Genomic DNA, 15,465 nt, shown 5'->3' with positions numbered 1-15,465 from the left:
TTTCATCCCGGGCATCGCGCAAGCGCGTCGCCGGAATGTCGCACGGTCGCGCTATTGGAAAGATCGCGAGCAAAATTAGGAAGAATGGATGTTGGAGAATAGCAGCATACTCATCACGGGCGGGACCGGTTCGTTTGGAAACACGTTCATCCCGATGACGCTCGAACGCTACAACCCGCGCCGGATCATCGTCTTTTCCCGCGACGAGATGAAGCAGTGGGACATGGCGAAGAAATACACCGACGACCCGCGCGTGCGCTTTTTCATCGGCGACGTTCGCGATCGCGAGCGGCTCTATCGCGCGCTCGACGGAGTCGATTATGTCGTCCATGCGGCAGCGACGAAGATCGTTCCGACCGCCGAATATAACCCGTTCGAATGCGTGAAGACCAATGTCATGGGCGCGATGAACCTGATCGACGCCTGCATCGACCGCGGCGTGAAGCGCGTCGTCGCGCTGTCGACCGACAAGGCGAGCAGCCCGATCAACCTCTATGGCGCCACCAAGCTCGCCTCGGACAAGCTCTTCGTCGCGGGCAACAGCTATTCGGGCGCGCACGATACGCGCTTCGCGGTCGTGCGCTATGGCAATGTGATGGGATCGCGCGGCTCGGTCATTCCCTTTTTCCTGTCGATCCGCGACAAGGGCGTGCTCCCGATCACCGACGCGCGCATGACGCGCTTCATGATCTCGCTCGAACAGGGTGTGGAACTCGTCTGGCACGCCTTCGCCGACATGGAAGGCGGCGAAATCTATGTGAAGAAGATCCCGTCGATGAAGGTCACCGACCTTGCGCGCGTCGTCGCGCCGGAGGCCACGCACGACATCATCGGCATCCGCCCCGGCGAAAAGCTGCACGAGCAGATGATCAGCGCCGAAGACGCCTATTACACCTATGAATATCCCGAGCATTTCAAGATATTGCCGACGATCAACGACTGGGCGACCTGCCCGAAGCGGATCAAGGACGGCACCAAGGTGCCCGAGGGTTTCGTCTATGCCAGCGACAATAATAGCGAGTGGATGAGCGACGATGCGCTGCGCGACTGGCTCGACGTCAATCGTGAGAAGATCGGCGCGATCTGATGAAGCCGATCCCCTATGGCCGGCAGGATATAAACGACGAGGATGTCGCGGCAGTCGCCGAGGTTCTGCGGTCCGATTTCCTGACGCAGGGGCCCGCGGTTCCGCGGTTCGAGGCCGCGGTGGCGGGGCATTGCGGCGCGCGCCACGCGCTGGCGATGAACAGCGCGACCTCCGCGCTCCACGCCGCCTGCCTCGCGCTCGGCCTCGGTCCCGGCGACCGGCTGTGGACGACGCCGGTCACCTTCGTCGCGTCGGCCAATTGCGCGCTCTATTGCGGGGCGGAAGTCGATTTCGTCGACATCGATCCCCGGACCTATAATCTCTCGCCCGACGCGCTGGCCGCCAAGCTGGAGGCGGCCGAGCGCGAGGGGCGGCTGCCGAAGATCGTCGTCGCGGTCCATCTGTGCGGGCAGCCGTGCGACATGCGGCGCCTGAAGGCGCTGGCCGACCGTTATGGCTTCGCGCTGATCGAGGATGCGTCGCACGCGATCGGCGGCTCCTATCTGGGCGAACCGATCGGCAACGGCCGATACAGCGACATCACCATCTTCAGCTTTCACCCGGTCAAGATCATCACCTCGGCCGAGGGCGGCATGGCGCTGACCAACGACGACCGGCTGGCGGAGCGGATGAATCTGGTCCGCTCGCACGGCATCACGCGCGATCCCGACCTGATGACGCACGAACCCGACGGGGGATGGTATTATCAGCAGGTCATGCTCGGCTATAATTACCGCATGACCGACATGCAGGCCGCGCTGGGCCATTCACAGATGGCGCGGATCGAGGGATTCATCGCGCGGCGGCACGAGCTTGCGCGCCGCTACGATGCGATGCTCGCACATCTGCCGCTCACCCTGCCGTGGCAGCATCCCGACGGGCATTCGGGGCTGCATCTGTATGTCGTCCGCCTGCAACTCGACCGGATCGGCCGTTCGCATCGCGACGTGTTCGATGCGCTGCGCGCGCGGGGGATATTGGTCAATCTCCACTATATCCCGATCTATCGCCAGCCCCATTACGCGGCCTTCGGCTATGATCGCGCCGATTTCCCGGAGGCGGAGGCCTATTATCGCGAGGCGATCAGCATTCCGATGTTCCACGCGATGACCGATGCCGAGCAGGCGCGGGTCCTCGAAGCGGTCGAGGCCGTGCTCGCGTGAATGTCGCGATCATTCCCGCACGCGGCGGCAGCAAGCGCATCCCGCGCAAGAATATCCGCCCCTTTCACGGCAAGCCGATCATCGGCTGGTCGATCGAGGCGGCGCGCGAAAGCGGCTGTTTCGAGCGGGTGATCGTGTCGACCGACGATGCGGAAATCGCCGGGGTGGCAAGGGATTTCGGGGCCGAGACCCCCTTTGTCCGCCCCGCAGACCTGGCCGACGACATCGCCCCGACCGGGGTAGTGATGGCCCATGCCGTCGGCTGGTGCCGCAATGCCGGGCTGGCCGTTGAGCGCGCATGCTGTCTTTACGCGACCGCGCCCTTCGTGACCGCCGCGCTGATCCGCGACGGGCTTGCGCGGCTCGACGGCGCCGATGCCGACTATGTCGTTTCGGCGACGAGCTTTCCCTTTCCGATCCAGCGCGCGTGCCGCATCCGTGACGGCCGGCTGGAGATGATCGACCCGGCCAATTATCTCGTCCGGTCGCAGGACCTGGAAGAGGCGTTTCACGACGCCGGCCAGCTTTATTGGGGCCGCGCCGACGCATGGAGCGAAGGACGGCCCATCTTCGGCGAACGCACCGTGCCGGTGCTGATGCCGCGCCACCGGGTGCAGGACATCGACACGCCGGAGGATTGGCGCCGCGCCGAATTGCTGTTCGGTCTGCTGATGGACGAGGCCGAAGGGTGATTGCGGCCGCGCCATGAACATTCTGTTCCGAACCGATGCGTCGACCGAGATCGGCACCGGCCACGTCATGCGCTGTCTGACGCTGGCCGATGCGCTGGCGGGCGAAGGGGCGTCGGCGCATTTCCTGTGCCGGGCGCATCCGGGCCATCTCGCGGCGCTGATCGCGCGGCGCGGGCATGGCGTGACCTTGCTGGCGGCGGCGGCGGGGGAGGGCGGTGCGACGGACGGCCGTCTCGCCCATTCGGTGTGGCTGGGAACCAGCATCGCGGCCGACCTCGCCGAGGCGCTGGAGGCCGCCCGCGGCTTTCGCCCCGACTGGGTGGTCGTCGATCATTACGCACTCGACGCCGAATGGGAAACCGCGATGCGCCGCACCGGCGCGCGCATCCTGGCGATCGACGATCTGGCCGACCGGGCGCATGATTGCGATGTGCTGCTCGACCAGAATCTCGGCCGCTCGGCGCAGGATTATGCGCCGCTCGTTCGCGCCGATGCCGTGGTGCTCGCGGGGCCGGCCTATGCGCTTTTGCGCGACCAGTTCGCCGCGGCGCGGGCGTCGAGCCTGCTCCGGCGGCAGGACGGAGCGGTGCGGACGGTCCTCGTCAACCTCGGCGGCGTCGACCGCGACGATGCGACATCGGCCGTGCTGTCGGCGCTTGCTGCCGCGAACGGCGCCGCATCGCTCCGCGTGCGCGTCGTCCTGGGCGCGAGCGCGCTGTGGGGCGAGCGCGTGCGGTCGCTTGCGGCGACCCTGCCGTTCGAGGCGCAGGTGGTGCAGGGAATCGACGACATGGCGGCCGAGATGGCGGCGGCCGACCTGGCCATCGGCGCGGCGGGCAGCACCTCGTGGGAACGCTGCGCGCTCGGGCTGCCGACCGTGATGCTCGTGCTCGCGGACAATCAGCGCGACATTGCCGCCGCGCTGGACGCCGCCGGATGCGCGATTAATCTCGGCGACCCTTTCGCGGCGGGCTTTCCCGCGATATTGGCGCGAACGGTCGCGGATCTCGCCGGCGATGCCGATCGCGTCATCGCCATGTCGGGCAGGGCCGCTGCGACCGTCGATGGCGACGGATGCGCGCGGGTGGTCGCCGCCATGACCGGACGGAAGGGCCGCTAGATGAAGATCGGCATTGTCTGCAGTTCGTCCGATCATCCGGTGAACCCCTATCTCGCGCGGTGGATCGAGGCGCATTCGCGGGCGCATGACATCGTGCTGGCGCGCAGCGTCAAGGAACTCGAGGGCGGAGACATTCTCTTCCTCATCTCCTGCACCGAACTCGTCGGAGCGGCGGTTCGCGCGCGTTTTGCCGCGACGCTGGTGATCCATGCGAGCGCCTTGCCCCTGGGACGCGGATGGAGCCCGCATATCTGGCAGATATTGGAGGGGCGCGAGCAGATCACCGTTACCCTGCTGGAGGCCGAGGACAAGGTGGACAGCGGCGCGATCTGGCACCAGGCGGTCTGCGACATTCCACGCCACGCCTTGTGGGACGAGATCAACCATGCCATCTTCGAGGCGGAGTTAAGCCTCATGGACTTTGCCGTCCGGAATTTCGGAAGCTGCCGGCCGGTCGAGCAGGATGATACGGCGGTTCCCACCTATTATCCGCGCCGGGGACCCGCCGACGGCGCGCTCGACCCCGATCGGACGCTGGCCGAGCAGTTCGACCTGATCCGGGTCAGCGACCCCGATCGCTATCCGGCGTTTTTCGACCTGTTCGGACACCGCTATCGCATCAGAATCGAAAAGGTAGAGCAGCAATGACCAACGCGATCACCATCGCCGGGCGGCAGATCGGAGCCGATTTTCCGCCCTATATCATCGCCGAAATGTCGGCGAACCATAATGGCAACCTCGACACCGCGCGCGAGATCATCGATCGTGCGAAAGCGGCGGGAGCCGACGCGATCAAAATTCAGACCTATACCCCCGATACGCTGACGCTGAAATCCGACCTGCCCGATTTCCAGATCACCGATGGCCTCTGGGAAGGGCGGACGCTCTATGATCTCTACCAATGGGCCCACACGCCGTGGGACTGGCACAAGCCGATGTTCGATCACGCGCGGCAGGCGGGCATCACCATCTTCAGCAGCCCGTTCGACACGACCGCGGTCGACCTGCTCGAGGATCTGAACGCCCCCGCATACAAGATCGCGTCGTTCGAGGCCGTCGATCTTGCGCTCATCCGCTATGCCGCCGCCACCGGCAAGCCGATGATCATCTCGACGGGGATGGCCGACCTGGACGAGATCGGCGAAGCGATCGCCGCGGCGCGCGACGGCGGCTGCAAGGAACTCGCCATCCTTCACTGTGTCAGCGGCTATCCCGCGCCGGCCGAGGATTATAATCTGCGCACGCTGGCCGACATGGCCGACCGCTTCGGCATCGTCACCGGCCTGTCCGACCATACGCTCGACAATGTCACCGCGGTCGCCAGCGTGGCGCTCGGCGCGGCGTTGATCGAAAAGCATTTCACGCTCGACCGTTCGGGCGGCGGCCCCGACGACAGCTTCTCGCTCGAACCCGCGCAGCTCGAAGCGCTCTGCCGCGACAGCCGCACGGTGTGGCAGGCGATGGGCCAGGTCGATTACGGCCGCAAGTCGAGCGAGATCGGCAATGTGAAATTCCGCCGTTCGCTCTATTTCGTAAAGGATCTGAAGGCCGGCGACGTCGTCACCGCCGACGCCGTCCGCAGTGTGCGCCCGGGCTATGGCATCGCGCCGCGCTATCTCGACCAGATTATTGGAACCACGCTGCGACGCGACGTCGCCGCCTGCACGCCTGTAGTGATGGATGACCTCGCGGTTTCAGTCCTTTCGCAGGCTTGATGCGCCGGCGATAGGCCGCGCCTCGGAGGAGCCGCTCAACCTGCGCCTGTCGGGCGCGGTCAGCATGGTGCTGCGCGCGCTGCTGCTGGCCGGCAAATTCCTGTTCATGGTTGCGCTCGCCAAATGGACGGCCCCCGCGACGGTCGGCGTCTATGCGCTGGTGCTGACCGTCGCGACCGTGCTCGTCTATCTGATCGGGGTCGAACTCCACAGCTACACCACGCGCGAAGTCGTCGCGTGCGAGGATCGCGGCGAACAGGCGTGCCATCTGCAAAGCCATTTCCGCATCGTCCTGTTGATGTATGCCCTGTCGCTGCCGATCGCCTATGGCATCTTCGTCTGGACCGGCATCGCCGGGCATTTTTCCTTCGCGCTGTTCGCGCTCGTCCTGCTCGGCGAGGCGCTGTGCCAGGAACTCGGGCGCTACCTGATCGTCCTGTCGAAGCCGGTGGCGAGCAATTTCCTGCAATTGGTGCGAAGCGCGGCGTGGATGCCCGCCGCGGTGGTGCTGATCGCGCGATCCCCCGCCGCGCTGTCGGCGCCGGTCGACGCGATCCTGACTTGCTGGGCCGCCGGCACCGCGATCGCGGTCGCTTTCGGCCTGTGGCACGTCCGGGCGCTGCTGTGGCCGCTGCAACCGTTCAGCGCCGATTGGGGGCGGCGCGCCTTTGGCAGCGCGCGGCATTATTTCGCGGTTGCGCTGCTCACCCAGGTGCAAAGCTATGCCGATCGCTTCATCGTCCAGTTCCACCTGGGCGAGGCGCAGGTCGGGCTGCTGTCCTTTTACCAGAGCTTCGCCAACACGCTGCTCACCTTTGTGCAGACGGGGGTGGTCGCGATCCTGCTGCCGCGCCTGCTGCACGCGGTGCGCCATTCGGATGCGCCGGCCGCCGCCTTTATCCGCCGCCGCATGTGGCAGGGCTCGGTCGGGCTGGCGCTGGTGATCTCGCTCGGTCTGATCGCCCTGATGCCGCTGTTGCTCGATCAGCTCCACCGGCCCGAATATGCGGCGATCCTGCCGATCTTCTATGGCCTGCTGCTCGGCAATCTGCTGATGGTGGCGGGACTGGTGCCGCATTTCCAGCTTTATGCCGAACGGCGCGACGCCCTGTTGATGCGCATTTCGGTGATCACCACACCGTGCGCCGTGGCGGCCAATCTGGTCGCGGTGCCGATGTTCGGCCTGCCGGGAGCGGTCACGGTGTTCGCGGCGACCGCGGCGGTGCAACTGGCGCTGAAAAGCTATTTCGCCCGTCAGGCGATGGCGCAGGGGAAGGAAGTCCGATGCTGAGATCGATCGTCACGGGGCCGCCCTTCTCCTGGCTCAGCGGCGGATTGGACCTGTTCGATCATTATTGGACGGCGTGGCGCACCTATTGCCGGATACGCGCCTGGTTCCCCGGCTCGCGCGAGCTGTCCTTCTCGCTGTCGACCAAGTTCAAATATCGCGAGAATATCCGCATCGGCGACCATGTGCGGATCGGGCCGGGCGTGATCGTCGGGGCCCATGCGCCGGTGGTGATGGAGGATTATGTCCGCATCTCTCAATATGCGACGATCGAGACGGCGGGGCTCGACCTGAACCAGCCGCTGCCCTATCCGCACGTCTCGCGGCCGATCGTGCTGAAGCGCGGCGCCTGGATCGGCGCCGGGGCGATGGTGCTCGGCGGGGTGACGGTCGGCGAGAATGCGGTGATCGGCGCGGGCGTCATCGTGACGCGCGACGTTCCCCCCGGTGCGATCCTGGTCGGTCAGGCGCCGCGCCAGCTCGACCGGCGCGTCGGGGGCTGAGCCATGGACAGGCGCGAATGCGACCCTGTGCCATGCGCGGCGGCTGTGCTAACGCGGCCCGGATGCACCGCGCCCGAAGGGAAAGTCGAAAGGAGCCCGCGATGACCGCGTCCTATGTCATGCGCCGCCGTGCGCCGCTTTACATCCACGCCTTTCACGAGGTGCAGCAGCGAATCCGCCCGTCGCGGTGGCGCCGCCGGCTGGCGGCATGGGTCGCCGCGACGCGGCCGCGCGCCGACCGGAACGGCGAGGCGAGTGATGTCGCGGCGCTCGATGCCGATGGCTTTGCGATGCTGGACGGCCTGGTCGACCGGGCGTGGGTCGAAGAATTGCGCGCGACGCTGGAGCAGCGGCAATGCCGCGACCGCTGGCGCCCCGAACTGGGGCGCTTCGGCCACAACGCGATCCCGGCGCAGACGCATGTCGCCGACATCGACGACATCATCGATATTCCCGAGGTGCTGGAAATCGCCAATCATCCGCGCGTGATCGGCGCGGTCAGCAGCTATTTCGGCTGTATGCCGACGATCGACAGCATCAAGGCCTGGTGGTCGCTGCCGGGCCATGACGAGGCGGAGAACGAGCAATATTATCACCGCGACAATGATTCGATCCGCTTCCTAAAACTGTTCATCTACCTGACCGATGTCGAGGAGGATTGCGGGCCGCACACCTTCGTCCGGCACACGCACGATCGCGACATATGCCTCGAACGCCGGCGCTATCAGGACGAGGAGATCGAGGCCGCCTTTGGGGCCGAAAGCGTCCATCGTTTTACCGGCCCCGCGGGCACCGCCTTCCTCGAAGACACCTATGGCCTGCACAAGGGGCAATTGCCGACTGGCCGCCGGCGCCTGCTCCTCCAGGTCCGCTATTCGGTGGTGCCGTCGATCTTCATGTCGCGCAAGCGACGCATCGCTCGCGATCACCATAACGAATATGTGAACAGGATTATCTGATCGTGTTTTTGCTTTGGATAATCACCTGTATATTGATTTTATCTCTTCCGGGATATCTTCTGTATGATCAGGAATATCCCATAATTTTATCATTCTATTTAACGTCTTTGCCATTGATGGCGATGGCGCGATCCACTATTGTGAAAAATAGAGCAGGAGTAGCGTTCGGAACAGTTTTGGTTTTCAGCTTGTTGTTTTTTTATGTGGCCCCAATCATTCAGCTTTATGAAGCTAACGGATATCTAGTTAACTTTTTCCCGGTTGAAGTCGATGGAGTGGTTTGGGCGAATCTAGTTGTTTTTATATTCCTGTCTGTTTTTCAAATAGTGTACATGCGGAATATGAAAAAAAGGCCAAAGTCGCTCTTTTCTGCGACTGACGGGCAGGTTTCCATGATGCTGCCCGTTTTCATAATGTTGACCGTGGTGATGGCTTTTTGGGGACTCTATGTCGTCAGGGACTCGCGGCTGCTCATCGGTGATATTGGTGAGGCGGGGGCCTCGGGATTTCTCATTCTTCGCCATAAGACACTGTTTATGATACCATTTTTTACGGCAGCATTTTACATGCTCCTTAAAAAAGAAAGGCGTAGCCTCGTTGTCCTGGGCGGCCTTATCCTATGCGTTATGGCTACAAAAAATATATTTCTTGATCGCAGAAATGCGCTTGGACCGCTCTATATTTCGATGGTATTTTTCTATTTTTACTGGATCAGAATGTCGGCTAGAAATGTTTTTCTTATTGCTACGCCGGGATTGATCATAGGGTTTCCTATACTTTCGATATTTATAAATAATAAAGCAAGTTCATGGTCATATATGTTTACATTTTCTAATGTTGTAAAAGAAATATCTGGACACTTTAATGATATTCACTATGACGCTTGGGCTAATATAGTGGCCATGATTACATTTGTAAGGGAGGGTGGATTTCAGATGGGCCACCAGATTTTGGGGTCCATTCTATTTTTTGTTCCCAGAGATTTTTGGAGCGATAAGCCTGTTTCTAGTGGTGAAATGCTTGGGGAATATCTTCTTTCTTATTACAATCTTTGGTTTACCAATATTTCATTCTCTTACCCTGCTGAAGGATATGTCGATTTTGGTGTATTGGGAATCGCAGTATATTCTGCTATTCTTGCTTTATACTCGAAACGTCTCGATTGGTTTGCTGTGAACGGAACGATTGTTGAGAGAATTTCAGCAACTTATTTTGCCTTCTATCTTTTCTTCGTTTTACGCGGGCCGCTTCTGCCCGCAGTTGCCTATGGCGTAGGGGCTTACGCAGCCTTGAATGTGATTCCGTTCCTGCTTTCACGGCTAGCTATGAGGCAATCGGATCAGCAGGTCCCTCAGCACGCTGTCCGATGAACGTCCTGATCCTCTCCAACGGTGCTCCCGGCTATTACCGCTTCTTCAATGCCATGGCCCGCCATCTGGCGGGGCAGGGGCATGGGGTCGAGGTTGCGGTCGATTGTCCCTATTCGCGTGCGGCGAACCGGCTCGACGCGCTGGGCGCGCCGGTTCACGACTTCGCTGCCTTCTTCGCCGGTTTCGATGAGGACCCCGCGCGGGCGCTGGCCGACTATGCCTACGAACCGCTGAACGCCGCGCTTCTCTCCGATTTCGAGCGCGCGGAGGTCTATGGCATCGGCGGCGCGCGGCCGGAGGGTTATTACCGCCGCCTGCAGGCGGCGCTGCTGCGCTATTTCGAACATCTGTTCGCCGATCGGCGGATCGACGCGGTCCTGTACGAGAATGTCTCGAACGCCTTTGCCCATTTCGCGTGGATCGTCGCGCGGCGCCGCGGCGTCGCCTATTGCGGCCTCGTCGGATCGCGGCTGCCGGGGCGCTTCGCGATCGTATCCGATCCGCTCGGCGAACAGGCGCTTTATGCGCCGATCCTGGCCGATATTCGCGCCGGAAGGCGCGCCGTCGATCCCGCCGTTCGCGCCTGGTGCCGCGACTACCTGGACAATCTGGAGCGCATCGTTCCCGATTATATGAAATTCAACAACCTCGACAATCTCGACCTCGCCGGGCGCTATGTGAACCGATCGAAGTGGGACAAGCTGCGGCTGGCCTGGCGGCATCGCGGCGACGACCATGTCCATGCCTTTCAGGTGGGCAATCCGTTGCGCCTGTCGTGGCGCATGGTCCGCCGCAATCTGGAGCGCAAGCTGCGGATCGGCGCGATCCGGCGCCATTACCGCGATCCGGTCGAGGGCGAGCGCTTTCTGCTCTATCCGCTGCATTTCCACCCCGAATCCTCGACCTCGATCCTCGCGGGAACCTATCTCGACGAATATGAGGTGATCCGGAACATCGCGTTCAGCCTGCCGCCTGGCGTGATGCTTTATGTCAAGGATCATGTCAGCGCCTATGGCTATCCGCCGCGCGCCTTCTACCGGCGGCTCGCGGCCTTGCCCAATGTGCGGTTGATCTCGCCCTTCGCGGATACCAAGGCGCTGATCCGCGCGGCGCGCGCGGTCATCACCCTGACGAGCACCGTGGGCTATGAGGCGCTGCTGCTCGGCCGCCGCGTCTTCCTCTTCGGCTCGGTCTTCTATCAGGAGCATCCCGACGTCGTGCGGATCGGCAATCCCGCCGGATTGTTCGATCTTCTCCGCCGGCACCTCGACGCGCCGACGGCCGCCGACGCCCGCTTCAACGAGGATTTCGTCGCGGCCTATTATCTGGGGACCTTTGAAGGCGTGCTCAATTTCTCGCTCGGCGACGAGGCCGCGGCGGCGCTGGCCGAACGGGTCGCGCCGCAAATCCTGCCCCGCATGGCGGAACTGGCCGCCGAAGCGAAGGCCGGCCGGTGAGGCGGCATCTCGTCATCTCGGCGGTCAATCTGGTGGAGGGCGGCACGCTCACCATCCTGCGCGAAAGCCTGGCGTCGGCGGCGCGCTGCCTGGGCCCCGAATGGGATATTACCGCGCTCGTCCACGACGCGGCGCTCGTCGATGAACCGCGCGCGCGGATCGTCCCTTTTCCGACGGCGAAAAGTTCGTGGGGGCGGCGGCTCTGGCTCGAATGGCATGGCTTTTCGGGGCCGTCGAAGGAATGGAACGCCGATCTGTGGCTGTCGCTGCACGACATCACGCCGCGCGTCACGGCGCGGCGGCAGGCGGTCTATTGCCACAATCCGTCGCCCTTTTATCGCCCGAGCTGGCACGAGGCGCGGCTCGACCCGAAATTCAAGCTGTTCACGATGTTCTATCTGCGGCTCTACAAAAGCTTCATTCGCCGCAACCATATGGTGATCGTCCAGCAGCAATGGCTTCGCGATGCCTTTCGCCGCCACACCGGGCATCCGAACATCCTCGTCGCCTATCCGGGACTGGCGCCCGCGGCGACCGCCGCCGCGGCGCCGCTGCGGCATCCCGAGCCGGGGCGGCCGCTGCGCCTGCTTTATCCGTCGCTGCCGCGCGTGTTCAAGAATATGGAAACGCCGTGCGCCGCGGTCGCGATGCTGCCCCCGGAGGTAGCGGCTGGCGTCGATCTTCGCCTGACCCTCGACGGAACGGCCAATGCCTATGATCGCGAACTGGTCGAACGCTTTGGCGGCACCCCCGGCATTTCGTTCATCGGGCGGCAGGATCGCGACGCGATGATGCGCGAATATCGCGACTGCGACATGGTCCTTTTCCCCTCGCGCCTCGAAACCTGGGGACTGCCGATCAGCGAAGCCAAATCCTTTGCCAAGCCGCTCCTGGTCGCGGACCTGCCCTATGCGCACGAAACGGTCGGCACCTACGCCGATGTCAGCTTTCTGCCGCCGGACGACGCCGCGGCCTGGGCCGGCGCGTTCGCGGCAGCGGCCCAGGGACGCTGGACGCCCGAAGGGCAGGACGCCGCCTTGCCCGACCCGCCCTTCGCGCGTGACTGGCCGCAATTATGGGCCGAACTCGTCGATGGTCTTTGACCGGGGCAGGGGCTCGCGCCGGAACGAGCCGGCTGCGTGACGAGGCGCCGCGCGCCGGAGCCTTTCGGGTTGCCTCACGACCGGGCGGGCCCTAATAGTCCCGCCATCCGGCGGCCGGCGCTGCGACCGCGTTCGAAGAAGTATTTTTCTCCGTGAAAATCTCCATCATTACCGCCGTCTGGAACCGCGAGGGCACATTGGGCCACGCGATCGACAGCCTCGATGCACAGGATTTCGCGGATTGGGAGCATATCGTGCAGGATGGCGGCTCGACCGACGGGACGCTCGCGCTGCTGGCCGCGCGGCCGGACCCGCGGCGCAAGGTGTTGAGCGAAAAGGACGCCGGCATCTACGACGCGCTCAACCGCGCGATGGCGCGTTGTAACGGCGATGTCATCGGCATCCTGCATTCGGACGACTTCTTTGCGGACGGCGCTGTGCTGGCGCGCGTTGCGCAGCGCTTTGCGGTGGGGGACGTCGATGCCGTCTATGGCGATCTCGACTATGTTTCGGCGGCGGACAGCGCGCGGATCGTCCGGCGCTGGACCTCGGGCGATTATCATCCGCGCAAGCTGCGCCGCGGCTGGATGCCCCCGCATCCGACGCTGTTCGTGCGCCGTGAGGTCGTCGAGCGGCTGGGCGGCTATGACACCAGCTTTCAGATCGCGGCCGATTATGAAGCGATCTTGCGCTGGTTCGGAAAGGGTCAGCTTCGCGTCGGCTATGTGCCCGACGTGCTGGTGAAGATGCGGACCGGGGGGGAAAGCAACCGATCGCTCGAACGGATTCTCCGCAAGAGCCGCGAGGATTATCGCGCGCTGGCGATGAACGGCATCGGCGCCGTCCGCGCGCTGGTCGGCAAGAACATCAGCAAGATTCCGCAATTCTTTTGATCTTTGGCAACGGGATATGACGAAAAAGAAAGCATTCATCACCGGCGTGACCGGACAAGACGGCTCGTATCTGGCGGAATTCCTGCTGGAAAAGGGATATGAGGTTCACGGGCTGAAACGCCGCGCCTCGTCGTTCAACACGCAGCGCATCGACCATATCTATCAGGACCCGCATAGCCCGAACCCGTCGCTCCATCTGCATTATGGCGACCTGACCGACACGTCGAACCTGACGCGCATCCTGCGCGAAATCGAGCCCGACGAGGTCTATAATCTGGGCGCGCAGAGCCATGTCGCGGTCAGCTTCGAGGCGCCCGAATATACCGCCGACGTCGATGCGATCGGGACGCTGCGCCTGCTCGAGGCGATCCGCTTCCTTGGGCTCGAGAAGAAGACGCGTTTCTATCAGGCGTCGACCTCCGAGCTTTACGGGCTGGTGCAGGAAATTCCGCAGCGCGAGACGACGCCCTTCCACCCGCGCTCGCCCTATGCGGTCGCCAAGCTCTATGCCTATTGGATCACGGTCAATTATCGCGAGGCCTATGGTCTTTATGCGTGCAACGGCATCCTGTTCAACCACGAGAGCCCGCGGCGCGGCGAAACCTTCGTGACGCGCAAGATCACGCGCGCCCTCGCGAATATCAGCCAGGGGCTCGAACAGTGCCTCTATATGGGCAATATCGACGCTCTGCGCGATTGGGGCCACGCCAAGGATTATGTCCGCATGCAGTGGATGATGCTGCAGCAGGACACGCCCGACGATTATGTGATCGCGACGGGACAGCAATATTCGGTGCGCCAGTTCATTAGCTGGGCGGCGGAGGAACTCGGCATCACCCTTCGCTTCGAAGGGCAGGGCCTCGAAGAGGTCGCGATCGTCGAGGCGGTGACGGGCAATATCACCACCGCGATCAAGCCGGGCGACGTGATCATGCGGATCGATCCGCGCTATTTCCGCCCGGCGGAGGTCGAAACGCTGCTCGGCGATCCCGCCAAGGCGCGCGAGAATATGGGCTGGGTGCCCGAAATCGGGACGCGCGAGATGTGTGCGGAAATGGTCGCGGCCGACCTCCAGACGGCGCGGCGGCACGCGCTGCTCAAGTCGCACGGCTACGACACGCCCGTCGCGCTGGAATCGTGAGCGAGGCTATGCGCATCTATCTTGCCGGCCATCGCGGAATGGTGGGGGCGGCCATCGCCCGGAAATTGAGCGATCGCGGCGTCGACCTGCTGACGCGGACCCACGCCGAGCTGGATTTGACCGACCAGCAGGCGGTCAAAGGCTTTTTCGAAGCCGAGCGGCCCGATGCGGTCATATTGGCGGCAGCGAAGGTCGGCGGAATCCACGCGAACAACAGCTATCCGGCCGAGTTCATCTATGAAAATCTGATGATGGAATGCAATGTCGTCCATCAGGCCCATGCGGCCGGCGTGCGGCGGATGCTGTTCCTCGGCTCGTCGTGCATCTATCCGCGCGACGCGCCGCAGCCGATGCGCGAGGACGCGCTGCTGACCGGCACGCTGGAGGCGACGAACGAACCCTATGCGATCGCCAAGATCGCGGGGATCAAGCTGTGCGAAAGCTATAACCGCCAATATGGCACGGATTATCGCGCGGTCATGCCGACCAATCTTTACGGCCCCGGCGACAATTTCCATCCCGCCAACTCGCATGTCCTGCCCGCGCTGATCCGCCGCTTCCACGAAGCCGCGGAGGCGAACGCGGACGAGGTCGTCGTATGGGGAAGCGGAAAGCCGCGCCGCGAATTCCTGCATGTCGACGACATGGCCGACGGCGCGCTGTTCGTGTTCGACCTCGACGCGGCCGTCTATCGATCCGAAACCCAGCCGATGCTGAGTCATATCAATGTCGGTGCGGGGGAGGATATTTCGATCGCCGACCTCGCGGCGCTGATCGCGAAAACCACGGGTTTCAAGGGCGCGATCCGCCTGGATGCGTCCAAGCCCGACGGCACGCCGCGCAAGTTGATGGACGTGTCGCGCCTCGCGCGCCTGGGGTGGCGTGCCCAAATCGGTCTCGAGGAAGGGATCGTTTCGACCTATCGATGGTTTCTGCACAATCGGGACACGGTTCGGGAAGGCTGACGGCCTTTC

At 63.2% G+C, this 15,465-nt stretch carries 15 protein-coding genes; all 15 read left to right on the top strand.

What is annotated here, in order from left to right:
• Positions 1–88 precede the first annotated feature (88 nt).
• The 15 genes from pseB to OJI97_RS02385 all read left to right on the top strand — a co-directional run bounded on the left by pseB (position 89) and on the right by OJI97_RS02385 (position 15,456).
• Entirely contained in the window at positions 89–1,087 is a 999-nt protein-coding gene (gene pseB / locus OJI97_RS02455) for a UDP-N-acetylglucosamine 4,6-dehydratase (inverting) (protein ID WP_297660817.1), read from the top strand.
• On the top strand, positions 1,087–2,250 hold the full coding sequence (gene pseC / locus OJI97_RS02450; protein ID WP_297660816.1) for a UDP-4-amino-4,6-dideoxy-N-acetyl-beta-L-altrosamine transaminase: 1,164 nt from the start codon (positions 1,087–1,089) through the stop codon (positions 2,248–2,250). Before pseB ends, pseC begins: the two co-directional genes overlap by 1 nt.
• Positions 2,247–2,942: a pseudaminic acid cytidylyltransferase gene (gene pseF, locus OJI97_RS02445; RefSeq protein WP_297660814.1), complete on the top strand. Its 696-nt coding sequence runs from the start codon at positions 2,247–2,249 to the stop codon at positions 2,940–2,942. Before pseC ends, pseF begins: the two co-directional genes overlap by 4 nt.
• A gap of 13 nt (positions 2,943–2,955) precedes the next feature.
• Positions 2,956–4,062: a UDP-2,4-diacetamido-2,4,6-trideoxy-beta-L-altropyranose hydrolase gene (gene pseG, locus OJI97_RS02440; RefSeq protein WP_297660813.1), complete on the top strand. Its 1,107-nt coding sequence runs from the start codon at positions 2,956–2,958 to the stop codon at positions 4,060–4,062.
• Positions 4,063–4,710, top strand: a complete 648-nt coding sequence (locus OJI97_RS02435) for a formyltransferase family protein (RefSeq protein WP_297660812.1) — start codon at positions 4,063–4,065, stop codon at positions 4,708–4,710.
• A complete protein-coding gene (pseI, locus tag OJI97_RS02430; protein ID WP_297660810.1) occupies positions 4,707–5,777 on the top strand; it encodes a pseudaminic acid synthase in 1,071 nt (356 codons plus the stop codon). The genes OJI97_RS02435 and pseI overlap by 4 nt, the downstream gene beginning before the upstream one ends.
• Positions 5,743–7,068, top strand: a complete 1,326-nt coding sequence (locus OJI97_RS02425) for a lipopolysaccharide biosynthesis protein (protein WP_297660808.1) — start codon at positions 5,743–5,745, stop codon at positions 7,066–7,068. Before pseI ends, OJI97_RS02425 begins: the two co-directional genes overlap by 35 nt.
• On the top strand, positions 7,062–7,568 hold the full coding sequence (locus tag OJI97_RS02420; protein ID WP_297660805.1) for a DapH/DapD/GlmU-related protein: 507 nt from the start codon (positions 7,062–7,064) through the stop codon (positions 7,566–7,568). The genes OJI97_RS02425 and OJI97_RS02420 overlap by 7 nt, the downstream gene beginning before the upstream one ends.
• Positions 7,569–7,669: 101 nt before the next feature.
• Positions 7,670–8,527, top strand: coding sequence for a phytanoyl-CoA dioxygenase family protein (locus OJI97_RS02415; protein ID WP_297660802.1), 858 nt, complete (start codon positions 7,670–7,672; stop codon positions 8,525–8,527).
• A 122-nt stretch (positions 8,528–8,649) separates the two neighbouring features.
• Positions 8,650–9,897, top strand: coding sequence for a hypothetical protein (locus tag OJI97_RS02410; protein ID WP_297660799.1), 1,248 nt, complete (start codon positions 8,650–8,652; stop codon positions 9,895–9,897).
• The gene (locus tag OJI97_RS02405; protein ID WP_297660796.1) at positions 9,894–11,354 is read left to right on the top strand and encodes a hypothetical protein; all 1,461 of its coding nucleotides are present in this window, start codon (positions 9,894–9,896) and stop codon (positions 11,352–11,354) included. The genes OJI97_RS02410 and OJI97_RS02405 overlap by 4 nt, the downstream gene beginning before the upstream one ends.
• Positions 11,351–12,457, top strand: a complete 1,107-nt coding sequence (locus tag OJI97_RS02400; protein ID WP_297660793.1) for a glycosyltransferase — start codon at positions 11,351–11,353, stop codon at positions 12,455–12,457. The genes OJI97_RS02405 and OJI97_RS02400 overlap by 4 nt, the downstream gene beginning before the upstream one ends.
• Before the next feature lie 152 nt (positions 12,458–12,609).
• Entirely contained in the window at positions 12,610–13,350 is a 741-nt protein-coding gene (locus OJI97_RS02395) for a glycosyltransferase family 2 protein (RefSeq protein WP_297660790.1), read from the top strand.
• Positions 13,351–13,366: 16 nt separating this feature from the next.
• Complete coding sequence (gene gmd, locus OJI97_RS02390) at positions 13,367–14,491, top strand: GDP-mannose 4,6-dehydratase (RefSeq protein ID WP_297660786.1); 1,125 nt, start codon at positions 13,367–13,369, stop codon at positions 14,489–14,491.
• 8 nt (positions 14,492–14,499) lie between these two features.
• Positions 14,500–15,456: a GDP-L-fucose synthase gene (locus tag OJI97_RS02385; protein WP_297660783.1), complete on the top strand. Its 957-nt coding sequence runs from the start codon at positions 14,500–14,502 to the stop codon at positions 15,454–15,456.
• The last annotated feature ends 9 nt before the right edge of the window (positions 15,457–15,465 follow it).

Origin of the sequence: Sphingopyxis sp. (assembly GCF_025869345.1) — a bacterium.
GTDB lineage: Bacteria > Pseudomonadota > Alphaproteobacteria > Sphingomonadales > Sphingomonadaceae > Sphingopyxis.
The sequence above is the reverse complement of the archived record's forward strand: the minus strand, read 5'-3'. Positions and strand labels throughout refer to the sequence as shown.